This is a genomic window from Nitrospira sp. M1 (assembly GCF_965152605.1).
This window is the reverse complement of sequence record NZ_OZ224217.1, coordinates 1,128,615-1,145,343: the sequence shown is the minus strand read 5'-3', so window position 1 is coordinate 1,145,343 and position 16,729 is coordinate 1,128,615. Positions and strand designations below refer to the sequence as shown.

The window sequence follows — 16,729 nt, the reverse complement described above, 5'->3', positions numbered from 1 at the left end:
CCCCCATAAAGACATCATCACTCGTTCTTAACTCATTTCCGGCCTGTCACTTTACATACTCCGTTCCCCCTTCACCCCCATTTTGCACTTTGCCTTTTTCCCGCTTCACGCTTGCGCGTCGGAGCGCTACAGCGCGCAGGCACGAACGACGCTTCACTCGTTTTCCATCTTCCTCCGCTTCACCTTTCACGAATAACGCTTCACGCTTTTCAATCCGCCCACGGCGGGGTCCATTCCAGATCGGGATCAAATTTCACGCGCAACGTGCCAATCACGGTTAACGGCGCGCCGAATTGGTTAAACCCTCCTATTTGTCCAGGGCTTTCAATAAAGGTCTTATCCAACAGATTGCGTACATTGACCTGTAAATCATAGATTTTTTGGGGAGGTCGATAGAACACCACGGCATCGACGCGCTCAAACGAATCACTCCGGAATCTGTTGGGAAGCTCCAATTCAAATCCGCCATGAAAATACACACCTCCTCCAAAGCCGACCCCCTGCAGGGGACCAGATTGCAATTGGTAGGTGGCGAAGACACGCCCCACATACGAACGTGGAACAAATGCCGGCGTTTCTCCAACTCTGTCACTCGTGTTATCTTCAGTGATTTCCGCGTCCACATATGAGAAATTCCCATTCAGATTCAGCCCCGGCAACACCTGACCATTCATATCAAACTCGACCCCCTGATGCCGCTGTTCACCTATAGCAACCTGAAAGTTCGGATTGTTGGGATCTCGGGAAGAGACATTCTGGCGATAGGAACGGAATAAGGCAGCAGTAAAGAGGACGTTTCCGTCAAACAGATCGACTTTGGCCCCCACCTCATAATTCTCGCCGGTCTCTGGCGGCAACAGCGAACCATCCACAGTCATACTCCCGAAAGCGTTCACCTGAAAAGACGTTGAATATCCCCCATAGACTCGTATCCCCGGAAATAGTTCATAGATGACTCCTACACGGCCGGTTAACTCCTTATAATCTTCGGTAGCCGTACTGTCAGTCCGTCTATTAAGCACTCTTGCATCTGCCCAATCGTGCCGGAAGGCGCCAACCATGGTCAGTCGTTGAATCGGACGCGCTACTACCTGACCAAAGAGCCCTGTTTGAATTATGTCTCGATCTTGCGAGCTAAGGGGTGAAGCTCGAAGCACATCATCTGGAGGTGCCTGAAAATTCGTCGTTGGATTGAAGATGTTGTCGGTCCCGAGCAACTGGAACGCAAGGAGATTGGCACCCTTTTGGTCGCGATGATCAACGCCAAGTAAAACTTCATGTTTCTGCCCAAAGGCGTCAAATTCTTTGCTCACGAAGACCTCTCCGGCATAAGTCTCTACATCGGTATCACGCAACGATGCATAGATATTTCCCGTGCCATCTAGCGGAACACCGGTACCAAAATTATAGAGATACACGACTTTATCGTTATTTTCAGAGTGCGAGTATTTGCCTTTAGCCGACAAGGTCAAATCATTGAGAAATTCATGGACATAGTGGGCTTCATAATTGTGTCCTTCAAAGCGCGCGTTGGCTCCGTTATCGCTTCCCCCGCCAACATTTCTGGTCCGGGGAATGCCTAGGGGCTCCCCGTTGACCTGTAAGGGATTGCCCTTAAAACTAGAGCCATCAAACTTCCGATATTGACCAGTGAGCAACAGGGTCCCCGCACCGTCAAAGAGGCTCATTTCAACAGATGGTGCCACCGTGTATTGTCGGACATCGATATCATCAACAAAGTTCCCGCCTTCTTCTACGGCAAAAATCAGCCGTCCACGCACGTTGTCATTTTGCGGCAGCACGCCATTAGCATCGATCACACCACGATAAAAGTCATACGAACCGGCCTGAAAATCGGATATCGCGAAATTGAAGTCTTGTGGCGTTTTGGTGATACGATTCACCACCCCGCCAGGGTTAGAGGCGCCACCTACAATCGAGGCCGGCCCTTTGATAATCTCGTAGCGTTCGATAAAGGCAGGATCCGGGGTAAACACGTTATCTGCAGGTAACCCGTTTTGCCTAATCGAAGTTAAGGTATCCCCTCCACCAAGATCAAACCCACGAATGCTGAATTGCTCACCTCGCCCAAATCGAGTAGCCCCCCCCGACACGCCGCTGACATGCTCAAAGACGTCGCTCTGCTTCAGAGAAAACGTATCTCGAATCACATCCCGCGTGACCACGCCGATCGACGACGGCGTTTCAGTGATCGGCAACGCCGTGCGGGTGGAACCTGTGGATTCATCTGCTTTGTACCCATCCACCGGAGGCAAGAACACTTTGGAGCGCTCGATGGTATCGGTCACTTCCACCGGCTGCACTTCGACAACGGGGATATCAGATGCTGAATATGCTCCCGCCGCTGCTCCGGCGGCTCCGACCTCGCCGGTACCGTCCTGCGCAAACAGCGTCACAGTGTCAACATTAGAAAAGTGGTACTGCAGACCTGTGCCTCGAAGCAATCGTTGTAAGGCCTCTTCGGAGGTATACAGCCCTTCAAGTCCTTTTGTTTCAAGCCCCGCGACTAAAGCCGAAGGATACAAGAGCTGCAACCCACTTTGCTCCGATAATGCGAGGAGCGCCGGTTGCAGCGCTCCGCTCGAAATCTTCAGTGACAGTCGAGCAGGCTCCCCTTCTTTCTGACGCACGGCAAGCATGGGATGATGGCGGCCACCAATCGACAGCTCGGGATCCTGCTGGCGGGAATGACGGGAGGGAAACGATTTTCCTTCTTGCGCCAAGGCAGAATGATAGGTCCCCACGGCCAACGAGGAAAGTCCGACCATGATTCCCCATGCCATCCGCTGGGTCCTTCCAGCCGTTACGGAATTCGTCGCACTTTCAAAAACTGCATGAACGGCTTTAGCCATTGCCCGTCTTGCGAGCTTTCGCCGGTTTGATTTCATAGGATTTTTTCTCATGCTTACTGACAATCCTTTCTCGAAAACGACGGCTCCCTTCACAACGGAAGAGTGGGATCGGGAATCAGCGTTCTCTGTCCTCTAAAATGCCAAGAATAAATGAACAATAAAAACACATAACGTATGGAAGGAGCTTTGAATGAATCCATTGCAGATAAGACGATCGCAATTCACAAAACCTGACGTCTCCATTTCATTTTTTATTTGTAGGGTCAGGCATGAATTTTGATAAATAACAATAAAGGCTCAACACTGACCATCGAACCTACCCCTCCTTCACGAAATTTTGGGCTGCCGCTCTAGTACAATGAGATTCCGGTCTTTCCGGACAGGACGTAGAGCGAGAATATCCTCTAGAGCCTGAAAAAATCCGTTGATGTTATCAAGACGAAAGGAGCCACTAATGGGAACGCGCCCCAAACTCCGGTCACGAAGTCGAATACTACCCGATCGATAGCGAGCCCATTCGTGAAGCACCTCAATCAAGGGCGTTTCGACAAACACCAGTTGCCCATGCCGCCATGCCGCCGTCGTTTGAGTATTGAAAGATCTAATGGAAGAGAGTGTCCCTTCCGACGTGTACTCCACCTGTTCGCCCTGAACAAGCGGTTGAGAATTTGGTCCCGATTTCTCAGAGGCCTTTGTGTCAACCTCCACAGCTACGCGGCCTTCAAGCACGGCAACCTGCACATTCGTTGACGATTGGCGAACGAGAAATTGCGTACCAATATCATGAATGATACCGTTGACCGCCTGCACATCGAACGGACGTTGAGACTCATGAGCAACGGTAAACACAGCCTCTCCCCGTTGCATGGTCACCACCCGTGCCTCACTGGACATCCGCACAGATACCTGCGAGTCGGTGTTCAAGAGGATGGTCGACCCATCCACCAATGTCACCATCCGCTGCTCACCTTTGACTGTTTGGTAGGATGCTTCGTGAATTGGTGGACTGGGCGATCCCCACACCAACCATGCGACCATCACAACGGCAACGCTCATGACCGCAACGGCTGGCCTCCAACTCCAGCCTCCCCTCAGCGAACTCACCCAGGACTCTCGCGCATACTGAGTCCAATAGCGATCGGCTTCCGCCAGTTCGTCTTCGAGAAAAGGCGGCACGTGGTCAAGCGTTCCCCACATCTTCGTATAGGCTTGATATTCCTGGTGATGAGCTTGGTCTGCGTGAAGCCATTCTTCAAAATTTTTGAGGTCTTCCGGCGTCACATCTCCCGATCGCAAACGAACGACCCAAATCAGCGCCTGTTCACGGGCTGAAGACGAGGGCGGCTGTTGATGATGTTCGCGCATAGTTCGGTGAACCGGATATTTACGTTATGAGCACTGACTCTTCTATTTTCAACCTGTACGTTGCCCTATTTTCACTGACACTGCTCACGCAACGAGGTGAAGTCTTCGGCCCACTTTAATAATTAGAAAATAACAAGAGCAACGTGCGGGGGCTTGTGGATATGACGAATGGAGTGCTGCGACCCTGACCTTACGTGACAAACTTTATTTGAAAGTGAGTTTCATGTTTTCAGGCAAAGGTTTTCGTTGATGAGGGTTGAATACGATGTGGGACCAACCCCTAGATCCCACATTGGTGATGAGGCCATGGCGACTGATGTCTGGATTACAGGTATTCTTGAATACGGTCGTTGGAGGTTGCTAACCACCTCTCAGTCCCACATCAATGATGAGGCCATGGCGACTGATGTCTGGATTACAGGTATTCTTGAATACGGTCGTTGGAGGTAGCTAGCCACCTCTCAGTCCCACATTGTTGAGAAGACCATGGCGACTGATGTCTGGATTACAGGTATTCTTGAATACGGTCGTTGGAGGTAGCTAGCCACCTCTCAGTCCCACATTGTTGAGAAGACCATGGCGACTGATGTCTGGATTACAGGTATTCAAGTCGAGTACAGGTATTTTGGGATACGGTCGTTGCGAGTTGGTGCTCACTTCTCTGTTCCCCATTGTTGAACAATTCACAGCAAACTCTCGATAGACGCGCATTCTTGCAGCTGACAGTGAAAATAAAGGCGGAGGTTCATGTCCTCAAAGCTTTTCAAACGCCTCACGACACAAAAGACTCCCACCCCCCATGTCAGGAAACTACAAACAACAAGATTATGTCAGGCTGTCAAGTCGCTGACGACAGTGCGCTAACGCTTTTATGATGTGCTTTTCGACCATGTTGTGAGAAATGCCAAGATGTTCAGCGATTTCACGGTGAGATTTCCCTCGAACTTTATGCAGCAGAAACACGTGGCGGCATTTGGGCGGCAATTCGGCTATGACATGACCAAGCAGGGCTAACTCTTCTTTACCGACCGCTACCCGCTCTGGATCGGGGTGCCGTGCAGGAAGGTCATGCGCTTCCTCCAGCAGCACATGTCGCTGAGCCTGTCGCTGTTGTTTGCGAAAAAGATCGATGGTGATGTTCGTAGCGGTTTTATAGAGTAAGGCCCGAACATTCTGGATCGGTTGGGAGGACGATGCTGTGAAGAAACGGAGGAAGGTCTCTTGCACAACATCTGCAGCTTGATCCTTTGACCTGAGCCGACTGGTGAAAAACGCCAATAGTTCACCATAGTATTCGTGAGCCGTGGCCTGCATGGAAGAGGGGGCACTCATTGTCGGTCCCACCATTTTGACGTGGATATTATCGATCGCGTTCGATGGCGCTCTAGAACATTGTCGCGATGACAACCAACACAACAACCGACATACGGATTGCGGGTATGCCGAAAAGGCAACTTGCGACCAAACCTCAACATGATTTCATAGCCCAAATATTAATAATAGTATTCATTCTCAATATTACGACAGACACAAAAATGAACCCATATGGTAGGTGTCCATCGACCTATTTGGCCATGTTCAAATACCAGAAAAACATGCGTGGTCACTGGAAACCTGTGCGCAGCGCCAATGCGGTTCAGACACCGAACGACTCGAGGTGAACCCCAGGAAGAATCCCCTACCAACAGAAAGCAGGGCCAGTGCGTCGAGCACACATGGCAATAGAGAACTTCATATCTTTAGTTCGCTTGGTCAAGCTGCGCACGGCAATGCTGGAGAGCTTTTCGAAGATGTTTTTCAACCATGTTTTTGGAAATACCAAGTTGGATGGCAATCTCTTGATAGTCCATCTGTTCAAACTTTCGCATCATAAATACTTCCCTGCAGCGCGGAGGCAGTTCTTCGACAGCACGGAGCAGAAGCGACAGCCGTTCCCGCCCTTCCACCTCTTGGTCCGCACTCGGCGCCTCATACGGTATCGTGTCCTGTAGCGGTTCGGGTGAGAGATATTTCGATCGTATGCGTTCTTTTCGATACAAATCCGTGGCAAGATTATTCGCAATGCGATACAGATAGGCCCGAGGGTTGGCAATCAAAAGATTCTGACGAATTTTCCCAACTCGAAGATAGGTTTCATGAATGACTTCGGAGGCTAACGAAGCAGAGCCAAGTTTTTTCGTAAAATATCCAACAAGTTCCCCATAGTAATATTCGACGAAACCTGGAAGGTTCGATGAGTCCCCGTCGATGATCACTGGCGTTTTCACATTCAAACCTGTCAGGCCTCTGAAACGTATGTCGCGTATGACTTTGGATACCCTGGGTCAATGCCGTCGTGTGACAGCGAATACATGCCATGCATCACACAGCAGACTCTACCGAATGCCAGACGCACAGCAACATGTTCATTCGCCAGATCAATATGTTCAATGGCAAGATACACTCGCGTGGAAATCAAGCGGTCGGCAACGACAAGAAACACACATGGAGGTGGGAACAACTCTCGTTCTATTGCACAGGAGATGAATGAGAATAAGACTGGCCGGAAAAAACCAACGGTCCTCACCCAACATTACACAAGATTACTGGCGAGGGAGAACACGAAAACGCTCGTCTTGGTGTAAGCCATCTTGAACTTCAACCACTAATCCATCCGAGAGCCCGAGCGTCAGCACACGTTCTTCAAAGCGCTCAGGGTGAGTTTCAACAGGCACAAAGGGTTGACCGTCTTTAAACAGCAAATTTCGTTCAGAAATAGCTAACACCTGCTCCCGACGATCCACCACAATGCGGGCCACGGCACTGTAGCCTGCCCGGACAAACCGATCCGCTTTCAAGGAAACACTACTGCGCACCTCAAACGTCGTCCGTCCATCTTTAACCAACGCCTTGGGCGAGAGAAATTCAATGGCCCCAGTAAACGCCGTCTCCGGAAAGGCTCCGACAGTCAACGCAACAGGCATTCCAACATCAAGGAGCCCGGCATCGGGTTCATCAACTTGCCCTTTAAAGATCAGGTCCGCCATATTCGCAATCGTCACAATACTGGTTCCCACGTTAAATTCATTGGACTCAATCACAAATGCTCCCACCTCAACCGTCCGTTCCAACACCAAACCACTGACCGTTGCCCGAATTTCCGACGCACTCTGCTCCAATTCGGTCGACGCACCGGATCGAACAATTTCTACATTCCGTTGCGCGGCTCCTAAATTTTGTTTGGCCAGTTGCAGTTCCAGGTATGAGTCGTCAAATTCCACGCGCGTGATATATTCTTTTTTATAGAGTTGCTGCACACGCGTAAACCGATGCTGTTGATGTTTGAATCGAATTTGCGCATCCCGAAGTTTGGACTCGGCCTCACTCACATCGATGGGATCGGGGTAGGGTTGAATTAACGCGAGAAGATCGTTCTGCTGTACGGCATCACCAGGTGTGACGTACAGCTCTTTAATGACGCCGGAGATGTGCGGTTTAATCACCACCTCTTGACGAGGAGTGATCGTTCCGTTGGCCACAATCGTCCGTTCAATATCGGCGAAAAACGGCACAGCCGTCTGATAGTCATCCGATGTACTTGCTGACCGCGTATAGAGAAAATAGCCGGACACCGCCGAGAATACGAGAATCGACACGACAAGCAACAGCCCACGCATCATCGCCATACCTCACGGCGAGACCATACATTCGCATCGACAAGACACGGTCGTCCTTCGCGCTCATTCATGCCGCAACGCCTCGACAATATTAATCCGTGCCGCCTGTCTGGCAGGAATATATCCAGCCCCCACGCCTCCGCATACTAGAACCGTCAGGGCCCAGAGCGCCACGCCAATGTCGACTTCAGGATCGCGAAAATACTCCAACTCCAACCCCAGCGAACGAATAAACTCTATCCCCACCACCCCAGCGAGCAAGCCGAGATACCCGGAGACCAGCGTCAGAACCAACGACTCCGACAGAATCATCGAGAGAATCTTGGGAGGTGTGGCACCGATCGCTTTACGAATACCAATTTCGCGAGTCCGCTCCCGAACGGCGATAAACATCACATTCGTCACGCCAATTAACCCTGCGCACAACGTACCCAGCCCGACAATTCCCACAAAGACATGAATGCCGAAAAAGAGTGATTGAAATTTTTGATACGTTTCCAACGAATTATACACATAGACTGCGGCAAAATCCGTAGGCGCAAAACGAAATTGACTCGCTAAGACCGTGCGAATCGAACGATCAAAGTCCACGTCATGAAACCCGTTTTTAATAGTAAAAATGATCATCTCCAATGTTGGATTGGGATCGACCGAACGCAAATACGCCGTGTACGGGATATAAATCCGACGCAGTTCGTTCTCCCCGCCCACGTCCGTAAACGTTCCCACCACAAGGTACGTCATTCCATGAATCGTGATTCGCTGCCCAATCGGATCATACTGATCGCCAAACAACAGGTCTGCCACGCGAGCGCCAATCACGGCCACACGCCTGGACTGCGAAATATCCAACTCGTTTAACAGTCGACCGGACAACAACTGCGTCTGTTCAACCACATGATAGCCTGGAGCAATGGCCAAAACCGGAAACGCGCCACTCTGACGTTCAAAGACAACCGGCTCCGTCGTCACAAGCCGAATACGCGGCGTTACATTTTCGACGCCGGAGAGTCCCGAACGGAGAAGATCCAGTTCTTGAATCCGCAACGTAATCTGCCGCCCCGGCGTTAACCCGTCAAAGGGCACAGAGGTCTTTCCCCCTTCAACCCAGACACTATTATAGGCATCGTCTTTAAAAATTTGGACTAAGCCCCGCTCTAACCCTTTTCCAATTCCGAGCAGGAGCACGACCATAAAAATTCCCCAGAACACACCAAACGCCGTGAGAAATGCGCGGAGTTTATGCCGACGAACACTCAGAAAAATATCTTCCCAGTGATCAAGCATACCCATGATCAACACCTCATCCGTCTGGACCAAGCCACTACATCGCCAGCACATCCATTCATGGGGACGAATCGCCGTTCACATCCAGCATCCACCGGCCACCAGGACACATGGCCTGGACCATCACTGTCGCAACACATAGCGGCTCCCACGCCTTACGCGAAAAAATCGTGCGATCATCTATGGCCAACAAACAAAGAGAAAGGAACGGGCGAGAAGACGTCACACCGACGATCGCCCTTCATTGAATTCGGCAAACGCCACATCCAACTCTGGAAGGTAGTCACGGTAGGTTTTCCAACGATTCACGGAACGCGTGTAAATAGGTTGCCGAACTTGCCACCGGCTCGGCGTCTGGACAGCACGATCCACACGGTGAAAATCTAAGCACCGATCATCCCAGTGTACGTCTAGAAAATCAACCAGCCGTCGCGCCTGGCCCTCAAGATCCGCCACCGTTTCTTCGTACTGAAAATCCAAAATCGGAAGTGGAAGCGCCACCTGCCAATGTTGCATCAACCGGCGCGACTCTGCAGCAAAATAGGCCAGATCCGAAAAGTCCGTCGAATACCGTTGATCGGGATTGAAGTTTTCTAACCAGATCGACAGCGCATTGTCACGAACCCCACGATGACAATACACCACCCGGGCATTGGGAAACAGCACGGCGACAAAGGCGAGCTGAAAAAAGTTCAATGGCTGCTTATCACTGATCCGCAAGCGCCCCCTGGGCGCCCCCTGTCGCAACACATCCAAATATCGATAGGCATGCTCCCGGCTCTGCATCTCCGTCAGTCTGAAGGCCGCTTGCCACGGGGCGTCGCCTTCCTCATGCAACGCGCGGCCCGCTAGTCGTGCAAGATCCGGCAATTCCCCGGCGCCATGCATCTGCGGATGGGCCGATAAAATCTGCTCGGTCAACGTCGTCCCCGAACGCGGGAGCCCCACGATGAACACGGGTTGATCGGTTCCTACCCCATAGTGCTGCCGTGCCTCAAAGAACTCCTTGGTATACGTCTGGATGACATGATCCACCCGCGCGGTCAACGCCTCACGATCCAAAGGCCCCGCTTTCGTCCGTCGCGCCGCATTGGCCAAAGTTCCGGCTTCGGCCGCCAACCGATACTGACGGCGGCGATCGTGATATTTCGCAAGACCATAGCCCAACAACGCGCGGGCTTCCTCTGGCGTCTGATCGTGCCCAAGCGCCTTGTGCGCATGCACCAACCACATACCGCTGTCCGTGTCTTCTTTCACTAGCCCCAAGTAGTGACCTAGGGCCAACGCATTACCCGGATACCGCCGCAACACATTCAGGTAACACCCGAGCGCTGCCTCGGCTTGCCCAAGATCTTCCAATGTCCGGCCCAAACCGAACCAACTGGAAATATCATCCGGATCTAAGCCCAACGACTGTCGAAAGAGCGACTCGGCTTGTGTGACCTTACCCTGCTGGGACAATTCCTGCGCCAAACGACTGCGCGCGCGAGCCATCGAGGGATCATGCACCGCCGCCCACTGAAAACACTGAATGGCATCTTCGAGTTGCTCAGCCTCAACCAACAGATTGCCAAGCGTGAGATACGTTTCCGCACGAGTCACATCAATCTGGAGCGCTCGCTTCAGTGCATCAAACGCGCCCTCGCGGTCACTCATTTGCTTACGTGCCGTTCCTAGGTTATGCCATCCATCGGCATACTGCGGATCAAGGTCGACCGCGCGGGTGAAAGCATGAATCGCATGAGACCATTCACGCAGACGCACCTGCACCCGCCCCAAATCCGACCACGTTCTCGGGTCCTCGGGCGCGAGCTCCGTTGATCGTTGGGCAGATGCCAGCGCCGCCTCGCGCTCGCCCAGAAGTGAATGAATTTGGCCAAGATAACGATGAGCATCGGGATCATTCGAATCGGCCAGCAGCTGCTCACGACACAACTGCTGGGCAATAGACCAATTCCGCTCTTCAAGCGCTTGTTGAACGTGTCGCAATAATGGAGGTTGAGGGCTCTCTGGTTTGGTGGCAGTGGACATGGTCATAAACAGTACTTAGCCTTTAACAGAATAGAATGATGGAAGAATTCAAAAAAATCGATACACTCCGAGCGCAAAGGTTCTTCGCCCTCCTACATAATAAGACGATTACAAACACCAAATCCTGACCCCTCAAGCAAGATTTTTACAAATTCAAGAAATTCCACGTCCAATATGCACAACTCACTACGGCACATCCTCAATCTCAACTGCCTATCAAATGTACATTGCACCAGCAACTATCGTTTCCAAGGACACTCACCTCGCTCTCGTTCCTTGCCAGGACACTCTAACTACTTATTAGTACGTATATCCTGACACCTACTGGAAATCCATCGCAAATTCGATGTTAAAATACCAAAATCAAAATAATTGAGGAATCAAAGAAAAAAACGTGCAGACCTTTCACAGAACTTCTGACAATTACAATGACGGATTGAGAATAAAACAATCGACCTCAGAACAATAAAACCTTTCTGAATGGGTCACGACATTACCGTATACAACCACACCACATTCCCTCCACACATAATCGGTAATCTCTCTTTTGTATTCAAACCTCACCCAAGATTCAGCAGTCTAAAACTCACCTTCACAAGTCTTAAGTCATGCCTGACCCCAATGAATGACAACAAAAATGAAGTAGATCGTGCGATAAAGGCTGACTCTGAAAAGAAGGTCAAAAAAGATATTGGGCTGTGAAGGTCAGACTGTACCTTGATGAAGATGTCGATATTTCTCTTGGGAAGGCTCTAGAGCAGAAGGGCATAATCCAGTCTGAGCAAAGACCGAGAGGTGAAATGCTTCGTGTCCTGAGTCAACTCACCTTTTCACTGCCCGCCGCAGAGATGAAGAACAGGCTGGAATTTCTCGGCCAAAGAAAAGGGGTCGGGAGTCTTTAACAAGCCCCCGCAACTTTGGTGGAGTGTTGTCAACGGAGTAAACATGTGAAGACCGCATCGAAAGAATCCGCAGCTCTAAGCAAGAACTCACGGAACAACCCGTACATTCCATGAGCTAAAAAAACTCCGGACCCCTTTTTCGAGTTGTGTCATGAGACCAAGGAGAGTCAACAATCAAGCCATGACTTTGTATGCAAACTATTCTTCTACGTCTAGAGGTGAAGACAGGGGGATTTCAATAAGGGTAGCTGGTTGAACTTTGGCGATGGCTTCACGGATACGAGGAAGCAGGTTCGTCACTGCTGGGACTTGATTTGTTGGAAGTACAATAATCGAGAGTTGTTTACCCGTCAGGTTTTGTTGATAACGCAAGTGTTGATCCGCAGTGATAAAGATCGTGAAGTGTTGCTCTGCGGCTTTGAGCAATTCCCCATTTTTCATGCCAGACCATCCCATTTCTTGGACGGTCGTAATAGGCAACTCGAAAAGTTGTGTTTTTACAAGACGTGGAACCGATTCGTCGAGAAGAATGGTCAAGAGGTGCGACCGAGTTTCAGAAGGGTCGCTTTAGAAAACTCGAGGACTTCCAAGGCTTGTTGACGAGAAACAGAAGGAAAATTATCAAGAAACGCATCGACTGTGAGACCAGCTTCTAAATTAGAAATCAATGCATCCACCGGAACACGGGTTCCTGTAAACACAGGAGTGCCGCTGAGCACATCAGGATCAAATGAGACAGGCAATCGAATCAGTTCTTGTTCGTCAATTATGAGAGCCATAAGTGTTTCCTACAATAAACAAACACTTATAATTATACTCTAAGACAGAGCAGACGTCTATGGTTTCGTGCCAGTGGTCTCTCTGCAGTCCCTTCCAATGGAATTTGTCATTTCAGTATAGATCAAAATGCTATATCGACCTCATCGTTACCTACTCACCAAATTCCTCATCTGTTTTGGTAGGGCCTCACATTCTAGAGGACACGGGCAAAACTGAGATCTTGAAGAATAGAACCATCTCAACTCAGACGTGAATCATAACCGAGTTCTGGTTGACTCACGACGCACAACAACCAATATTTCTCTGATAAAGGAGAAAATCTGATGACTTTTTCACAGCGTATGCTGATTTTTGCGTTCACTCTCCTGGCGCCTCTCTTACTGAACCCGAGCAGCAGATTCGAGATGTACTGGCGTATATTCGAACGTTAAGCCTCTGACAAATGTGGGAAGAAGCAAGCTCACGAATCTTTCGTGAGTCTTCGAGGAAATTCCCCACATCTCAAACTCTAAATTCGAAGTGCAAACGTCAACACACGTTCCAGTAACGAAAGAAGCAAGGCCTAACACGCTTGGAACTATTCAAACGGACTTTGTGTATTGCGCATTTCAGACATGTGTGGATTTTCTAGATTTCTGGCATGACTCTGCAAAAAACGGCTTCGCGCACGTGAGTTTGTTTGAGATTGTAATATTCAGATTTCTTCTCTCGCGGGTATTCCCCTCATTCGTCTTACGCCCCGTTCCCCTTCGCCTCCATTTTTACCTTTTACACTTTTCCTCTCGCCTTCCTCCCCGCCTCCCGTTTCTCGTCTTCCGTCGATCGTTACTCGCCTTCCACTTCCCATTCTTCGTCCCCATTTTGCAATTTACACTTTGCACTTTGCATTTCCTTCTTCACTCTTCAATCCACCCACGGCGGTGACCAATCCAGATCCGGATCGAACTTCACGCGCAGGGTGCCGAAGACACTGACTGGTGCGCCAAATTGATTGTACGCCGCTAAACCTCCAGGACTTTCAATATAGGTCTTATCCAACAGATTGCGCACGTTGATCGTAAAATCATACGCCTTTTGCGGCGGTCGATAGAACACCACAGCATCCACGCGTTGGTACGGATCCGTCCCAAACCGGTTCGGTGCCGTCAATTCGAAACCACTATGAAAAAAGACGCCGCCGCCAACTCCAAAGCCTTGCAACATTCCCGACTGCCACTCGTACGTTCCAAACACTCGCCCCACATAGGACCGCGGCACTCTTGTCGGCACGCTCCCTTTCAGATTAGCATTCGTATCTTTCGTGATTTCCGCGTCGATATAAGAGACATTGGCTGTGAGGTTCAATCCGGGTACTGGTTGCCCGTTGACGTCAAACTCGATGCCTTGATGCCGCTGCTCCCCAACCGTGAGGGAAAACCCGGGATTGTCTGGATCGAAAGCGGCCACATTTTCTCTATAGGCGCGAAATACTGCAGTGGACAGCAATAGTTTCCCATCCAAAAGATCGAGCTTCGCGCCAACCTCGTAACTGTCACCGGTCTCTGGTTCGACTAAAACACCATCCAACGTACGCCGAAAGGGAGTGACCTGAAAGGATTGTGCATAGCCCGCATAGACATGCAGACCCGAGACAATCTCATACGTGGCTCCGACACGGCCGGTAAAATGAGAAAATTCACCATTTCGTGTTTCGTTGGTGCGCACATCTTTATTTGTCAGATCTGCCCAATCGTACCGACCGGCCGCCACCAACGTCAGCGGAGCGAGAGGACGCACCACGACTTGCCCAAACAATCCCGTTTGAATCAAATCCACCGTCCGCGGATTGAATCCGCCTCCGCGAGCAAATAAGTCTGCGTCTGAAGAAATCTGAAAATTATTGGCCGGATTAAAGACATTATCAATACCTAATTCGGTGTAAGAAAATGCGTTAAAAAAGTCTTGATTCATATCGCGATGATCAGCCCCAATCAACACTTCATGGCTTTGCCCGAACGCTTCAAATTCTTTACTGACAAAGATCTCCCCAGCATAGGTTTCGATATCGTTTATCCGCAACGTGTCGGTGATCCTGGCATCGCCATTCAATTGAATACCATCAAAACCAACCACATCATATGCATAGACACTCTTGTCACGCACATCGGAATGGCCATACTTCCCTTTGATTGAGAGGGTCAAGTTATCGACAAATTCATGAAGATAGTGCATTTCATAATTCTGTCCTTCAAACGTCAAATCGGCGCCTGTCTTCGTTCCACCACCGATATTCCGGGTCCGTGGAATATCCGGCACCGTGCCATTGACTAACAACGGAAACCCTAAATAACTGGAGCCATCAAACTTTTGATACTGGCCGGTCAGCAGCAAGGTCCCGGCCCCGTCGAAGAGATCAATTTCAAGCGACGGTGCGACGGTGTATTGCCGGACATCCACATCATCCACAAAGTTTCCGCCTTCTTCTACCGCAAAGATCAACCGCCCTCGCACATTCGGTGTCAGCGGCAAGACCCCGTTGGCATCCACCACACCTCGGTACAATCCAAAGGAACCGGCTTGAAATTCTGAAGTAGCGAAATTGGCCGCTTGCGGCGTTTTGGTAATGCGGTTCACGAGACCACCCGGGCTGGACGCCCCTCCAGAAATCGAAACCGGCCCTTTGATGATTTCATACCGCTCAATCAAGGCCGGATCCGGCGCAAAAGCGCCATCCGTCGCCAACCCATTTTGCCGAAGCGAGCTGAAGGCATTCGCGAAATCCCCGACGAAGAAGCCTCGGATGTTGACACCTTCGGCCCGGCCCATACGACTTGACGACCGCGATACCCCACTGACATGCTCCAGCGCATCACCCTGTCGTAGCGAATACGTGTCTTTAATGACATCTCTCGTCACCACACCGATCGACGTGGGCGTTTCAGTAATCGGCAAAGCTGTACGGGTGCTACCAGTTGTTTCGTCCGCCTTGTATCCATCGACTGGCGGCAGGAAGACTTTATTCCGTTTGATGGTATCCGTCACTTCCACCGGCTGGACTTCAATAACAGGGACCTCAGACTCAATGGCTGCTCCCGCCACCACTGCGGCTCCTGCGGCTCCCACCGCACCGGTATCGTCTTGCGATAACAGCGTCACGGTATCGGCATCCGAAAAGCGGTAGATCAACCCCGTCCCATCCAGTACCGCTTTTAAGGCCTGTTCTGGCGTCATCTTGCCTTGTACGCCATGCGTCTGTCGTCCGGTTATGAGTGCCGGTGGGTACAGAAGTTGTAAGTTCGTTTGCCGTCCCAACGTCAACAACGCCGGGTGTAAGTCTCCGGGTTGAATATCCACTGACAAGACTGAAGCGTTCTGAGGGTCTTGGTTCGCTGCCATACGTGGGCTAGCATCACGAGCCTTTGCTGTGCCCTTCCGTATATCCCACGCATCTTCAGCAAGAGCGGGACTGTATGCAGTCAGCGCTAAGGATGAGAGGCCGACGATGAAACTCCAGGTCAAACGTTGCCGATGCGGGTACACACCGGTGCACTCGCGCGCAATCACGCGTTGCGCAGTCTGACGTATCGAGGATAACCGCTCTTCACCTGAACGCTGAGACTGCTTGGTGTGTCGAGGCCCTGTTCTTCTGTCGCGCATTCGGTGTGTCCTTCCTTATTCGACTCGACAATAAAAAAATTATGAGTGCTACCTATGGATAGGGTGGGCTCCCTATTCGTGCCTCTTTCCTCCTCACCCGTGTGACCGGCATAGCTTGCAGCCCGTATCCATGATGACGAAAGACTGCCTGCACACCTGACCTCTGCATTGTCTTTTGTGCAGTCAAAAATCAAAAATG

12 protein-coding genes are annotated in these 16,729 nt (G+C 50.7%); 2 read left to right on the top strand and 10 right to left on the bottom strand.

The window, feature by feature from the left end:
- Positions 1 to 209: 209 nt before the first annotated feature.
- Both ACWHX8_RS05475 and ACWHX8_RS05470 read right to left on the bottom strand, forming a co-directional pair.
- Positions 210 to 2,924 carry a TonB-dependent siderophore receptor gene (locus ACWHX8_RS05475; protein WP_447970955.1) on the bottom strand — a complete coding sequence of 905 codons (2,715 nt, stop codon included), beginning with the start codon at positions 2,922 to 2,924 and terminating at the stop codon, positions 210 to 212.
- Between the two features lie 276 nt (positions 2,925 to 3,200).
- The gene (locus ACWHX8_RS05470; protein ID WP_447970954.1) at positions 3,201 to 4,238 is read right to left on the bottom strand and encodes a FecR family protein; all 1,038 of its coding nucleotides are present in this window, start codon (positions 4,236 to 4,238) and stop codon (positions 3,201 to 3,203) included.
- Between the two features lie 249 nt (positions 4,239 to 4,487).
- On the opposite strand from ACWHX8_RS05470, the gene ACWHX8_RS05465 reads away from it, so the two are divergent.
- Positions 4,488 to 4,688, top strand: a complete 201-nt coding sequence (locus ACWHX8_RS05465) for a hypothetical protein (RefSeq protein WP_447970953.1) — start codon at positions 4,488 to 4,490, stop codon at positions 4,686 to 4,688.
- A 375-nt stretch (positions 4,689 to 5,063) separates the two neighbouring features.
- Here ACWHX8_RS05465 and ACWHX8_RS05460 read toward each other — a convergent pair whose 3' ends face one another.
- The 5 genes from ACWHX8_RS05460 to ACWHX8_RS05440 all read right to left on the bottom strand — a co-directional run bounded on the left by ACWHX8_RS05460 (position 5,064) and on the right by ACWHX8_RS05440 (position 11,218).
- Positions 5,064 to 5,570: an RNA polymerase sigma factor gene (locus tag ACWHX8_RS05460; protein ID WP_447970952.1), complete on the bottom strand. Its 507-nt coding sequence runs from the start codon at positions 5,568 to 5,570 to the stop codon at positions 5,064 to 5,066.
- 407 nt (positions 5,571 to 5,977) lie between these two features.
- Complete coding sequence (locus tag ACWHX8_RS05455) at positions 5,978 to 6,505, bottom strand: sigma-70 family RNA polymerase sigma factor (protein ID WP_447970951.1); 528 nt, start codon at positions 6,503 to 6,505, stop codon at positions 5,978 to 5,980.
- Between the two features lie 315 nt (positions 6,506 to 6,820).
- A complete protein-coding gene (locus tag ACWHX8_RS05450) occupies positions 6,821 to 7,897 on the bottom strand; it encodes an efflux RND transporter periplasmic adaptor subunit (protein WP_447970950.1) in 1,077 nt (358 codons plus the stop codon).
- 60 nt (positions 7,898 to 7,957) lie between these two features.
- Complete coding sequence (locus ACWHX8_RS05445; protein WP_447970949.1) at positions 7,958 to 9,187, bottom strand: ABC transporter permease; 1,230 nt, start codon at positions 9,185 to 9,187, stop codon at positions 7,958 to 7,960.
- A gap of 216 nt (positions 9,188 to 9,403) precedes the next feature.
- Positions 9,404 to 11,218: a tetratricopeptide repeat-containing sulfotransferase family protein gene (locus tag ACWHX8_RS05440; RefSeq protein WP_447970948.1), complete on the bottom strand. Its 1,815-nt coding sequence runs from the start codon at positions 11,216 to 11,218 to the stop codon at positions 9,404 to 9,406.
- Positions 11,219 to 11,910: 692 nt separating this feature from the next.
- Here ACWHX8_RS05440 and ACWHX8_RS05435 point away from each other — a divergent pair.
- A complete protein-coding gene (locus ACWHX8_RS05435; protein ID WP_447970947.1) occupies positions 11,911 to 12,114 on the top strand; it encodes a hypothetical protein in 204 nt (67 codons plus the stop codon).
- Positions 12,115 to 12,312: 198 nt separating this feature from the next.
- Here ACWHX8_RS05435 and ACWHX8_RS05430 read toward each other — a convergent pair whose 3' ends face one another.
- The 3 genes from ACWHX8_RS05430 to ACWHX8_RS05420 form a co-directional block, all read right to left on the bottom strand.
- The gene (locus ACWHX8_RS05430; protein ID WP_447970946.1) at positions 12,313 to 12,651 is read right to left on the bottom strand and encodes a DUF5615 family PIN-like protein; all 339 of its coding nucleotides are present in this window, start codon (positions 12,649 to 12,651) and stop codon (positions 12,313 to 12,315) included.
- Positions 12,648 to 12,893 (bottom strand): DUF433 domain-containing protein, encoded by a 246-nt coding sequence (locus ACWHX8_RS05425; protein WP_447970945.1) that lies wholly within the window; start codon positions 12,891 to 12,893, stop codon positions 12,648 to 12,650. Before ACWHX8_RS05425 ends, ACWHX8_RS05430 begins: the two co-directional genes overlap by 4 nt.
- Positions 12,894 to 13,797: 904 nt before the next feature.
- A complete protein-coding gene (locus tag ACWHX8_RS05420) occupies positions 13,798 to 16,530 on the bottom strand; it encodes a TonB-dependent siderophore receptor (protein ID WP_447970944.1) in 2,733 nt (910 codons plus the stop codon).
- Positions 16,531 to 16,729: the final 199 nt, after the last annotated feature.

What these genes read in the sequence shown, in the direction of transcription:
- ACWHX8_RS05475 (WP_447970955.1), bottom strand. Translation starts at nt 2,924, where the DNA reads ATGAGAAAAAATCCTATGAAATCAAACCGGCGAAAGCTCGCAAGACGG.
- ACWHX8_RS05470 (WP_447970954.1), bottom strand. Translation starts at nt 4,238, where the DNA reads ATGCGCGAACATCATCAACAGCCGCCCTCGTCTTCAGCCCGTGAACAG.
- ACWHX8_RS05465 (WP_447970953.1), top strand. Translation starts at nt 4,488, where the DNA reads ATGAGGGTTGAATACGATGTGGGACCAACCCCTAGATCCCACATTGGT.
- ACWHX8_RS05460 (WP_447970952.1), bottom strand. Translation starts at nt 5,570, where the DNA reads ATGAGTGCCCCCTCTTCCATGCAGGCCACGGCTCACGAATACTATGGT.
- ACWHX8_RS05450 (WP_447970950.1), bottom strand. Translation starts at nt 7,897, where the DNA reads ATGATGCGTGGGCTGTTGCTTGTCGTGTCGATTCTCGTATTCTCGGCG.
- ACWHX8_RS05445 (WP_447970949.1), bottom strand. Translation starts at nt 9,187, where the DNA reads ATGGGTATGCTTGATCACTGGGAAGATATTTTTCTGAGTGTTCGTCGG.
- ACWHX8_RS05440 (WP_447970948.1), bottom strand. Translation starts at nt 11,218, where the DNA reads ATGACCATGTCCACTGCCACCAAACCAGAGAGCCCTCAACCTCCATTA.
- ACWHX8_RS05425 (WP_447970945.1), bottom strand. Translation starts at nt 12,893, where the DNA reads ATGGCTCTCATAATTGACGAACAAGAACTGATTCGATTGCCTGTCTCA.
- ACWHX8_RS05420 (WP_447970944.1), bottom strand. Translation starts at nt 16,530, where the DNA reads ATGCGCGACAGAAGAACAGGGCCTCGACACACCAAGCAGTCTCAGCGT.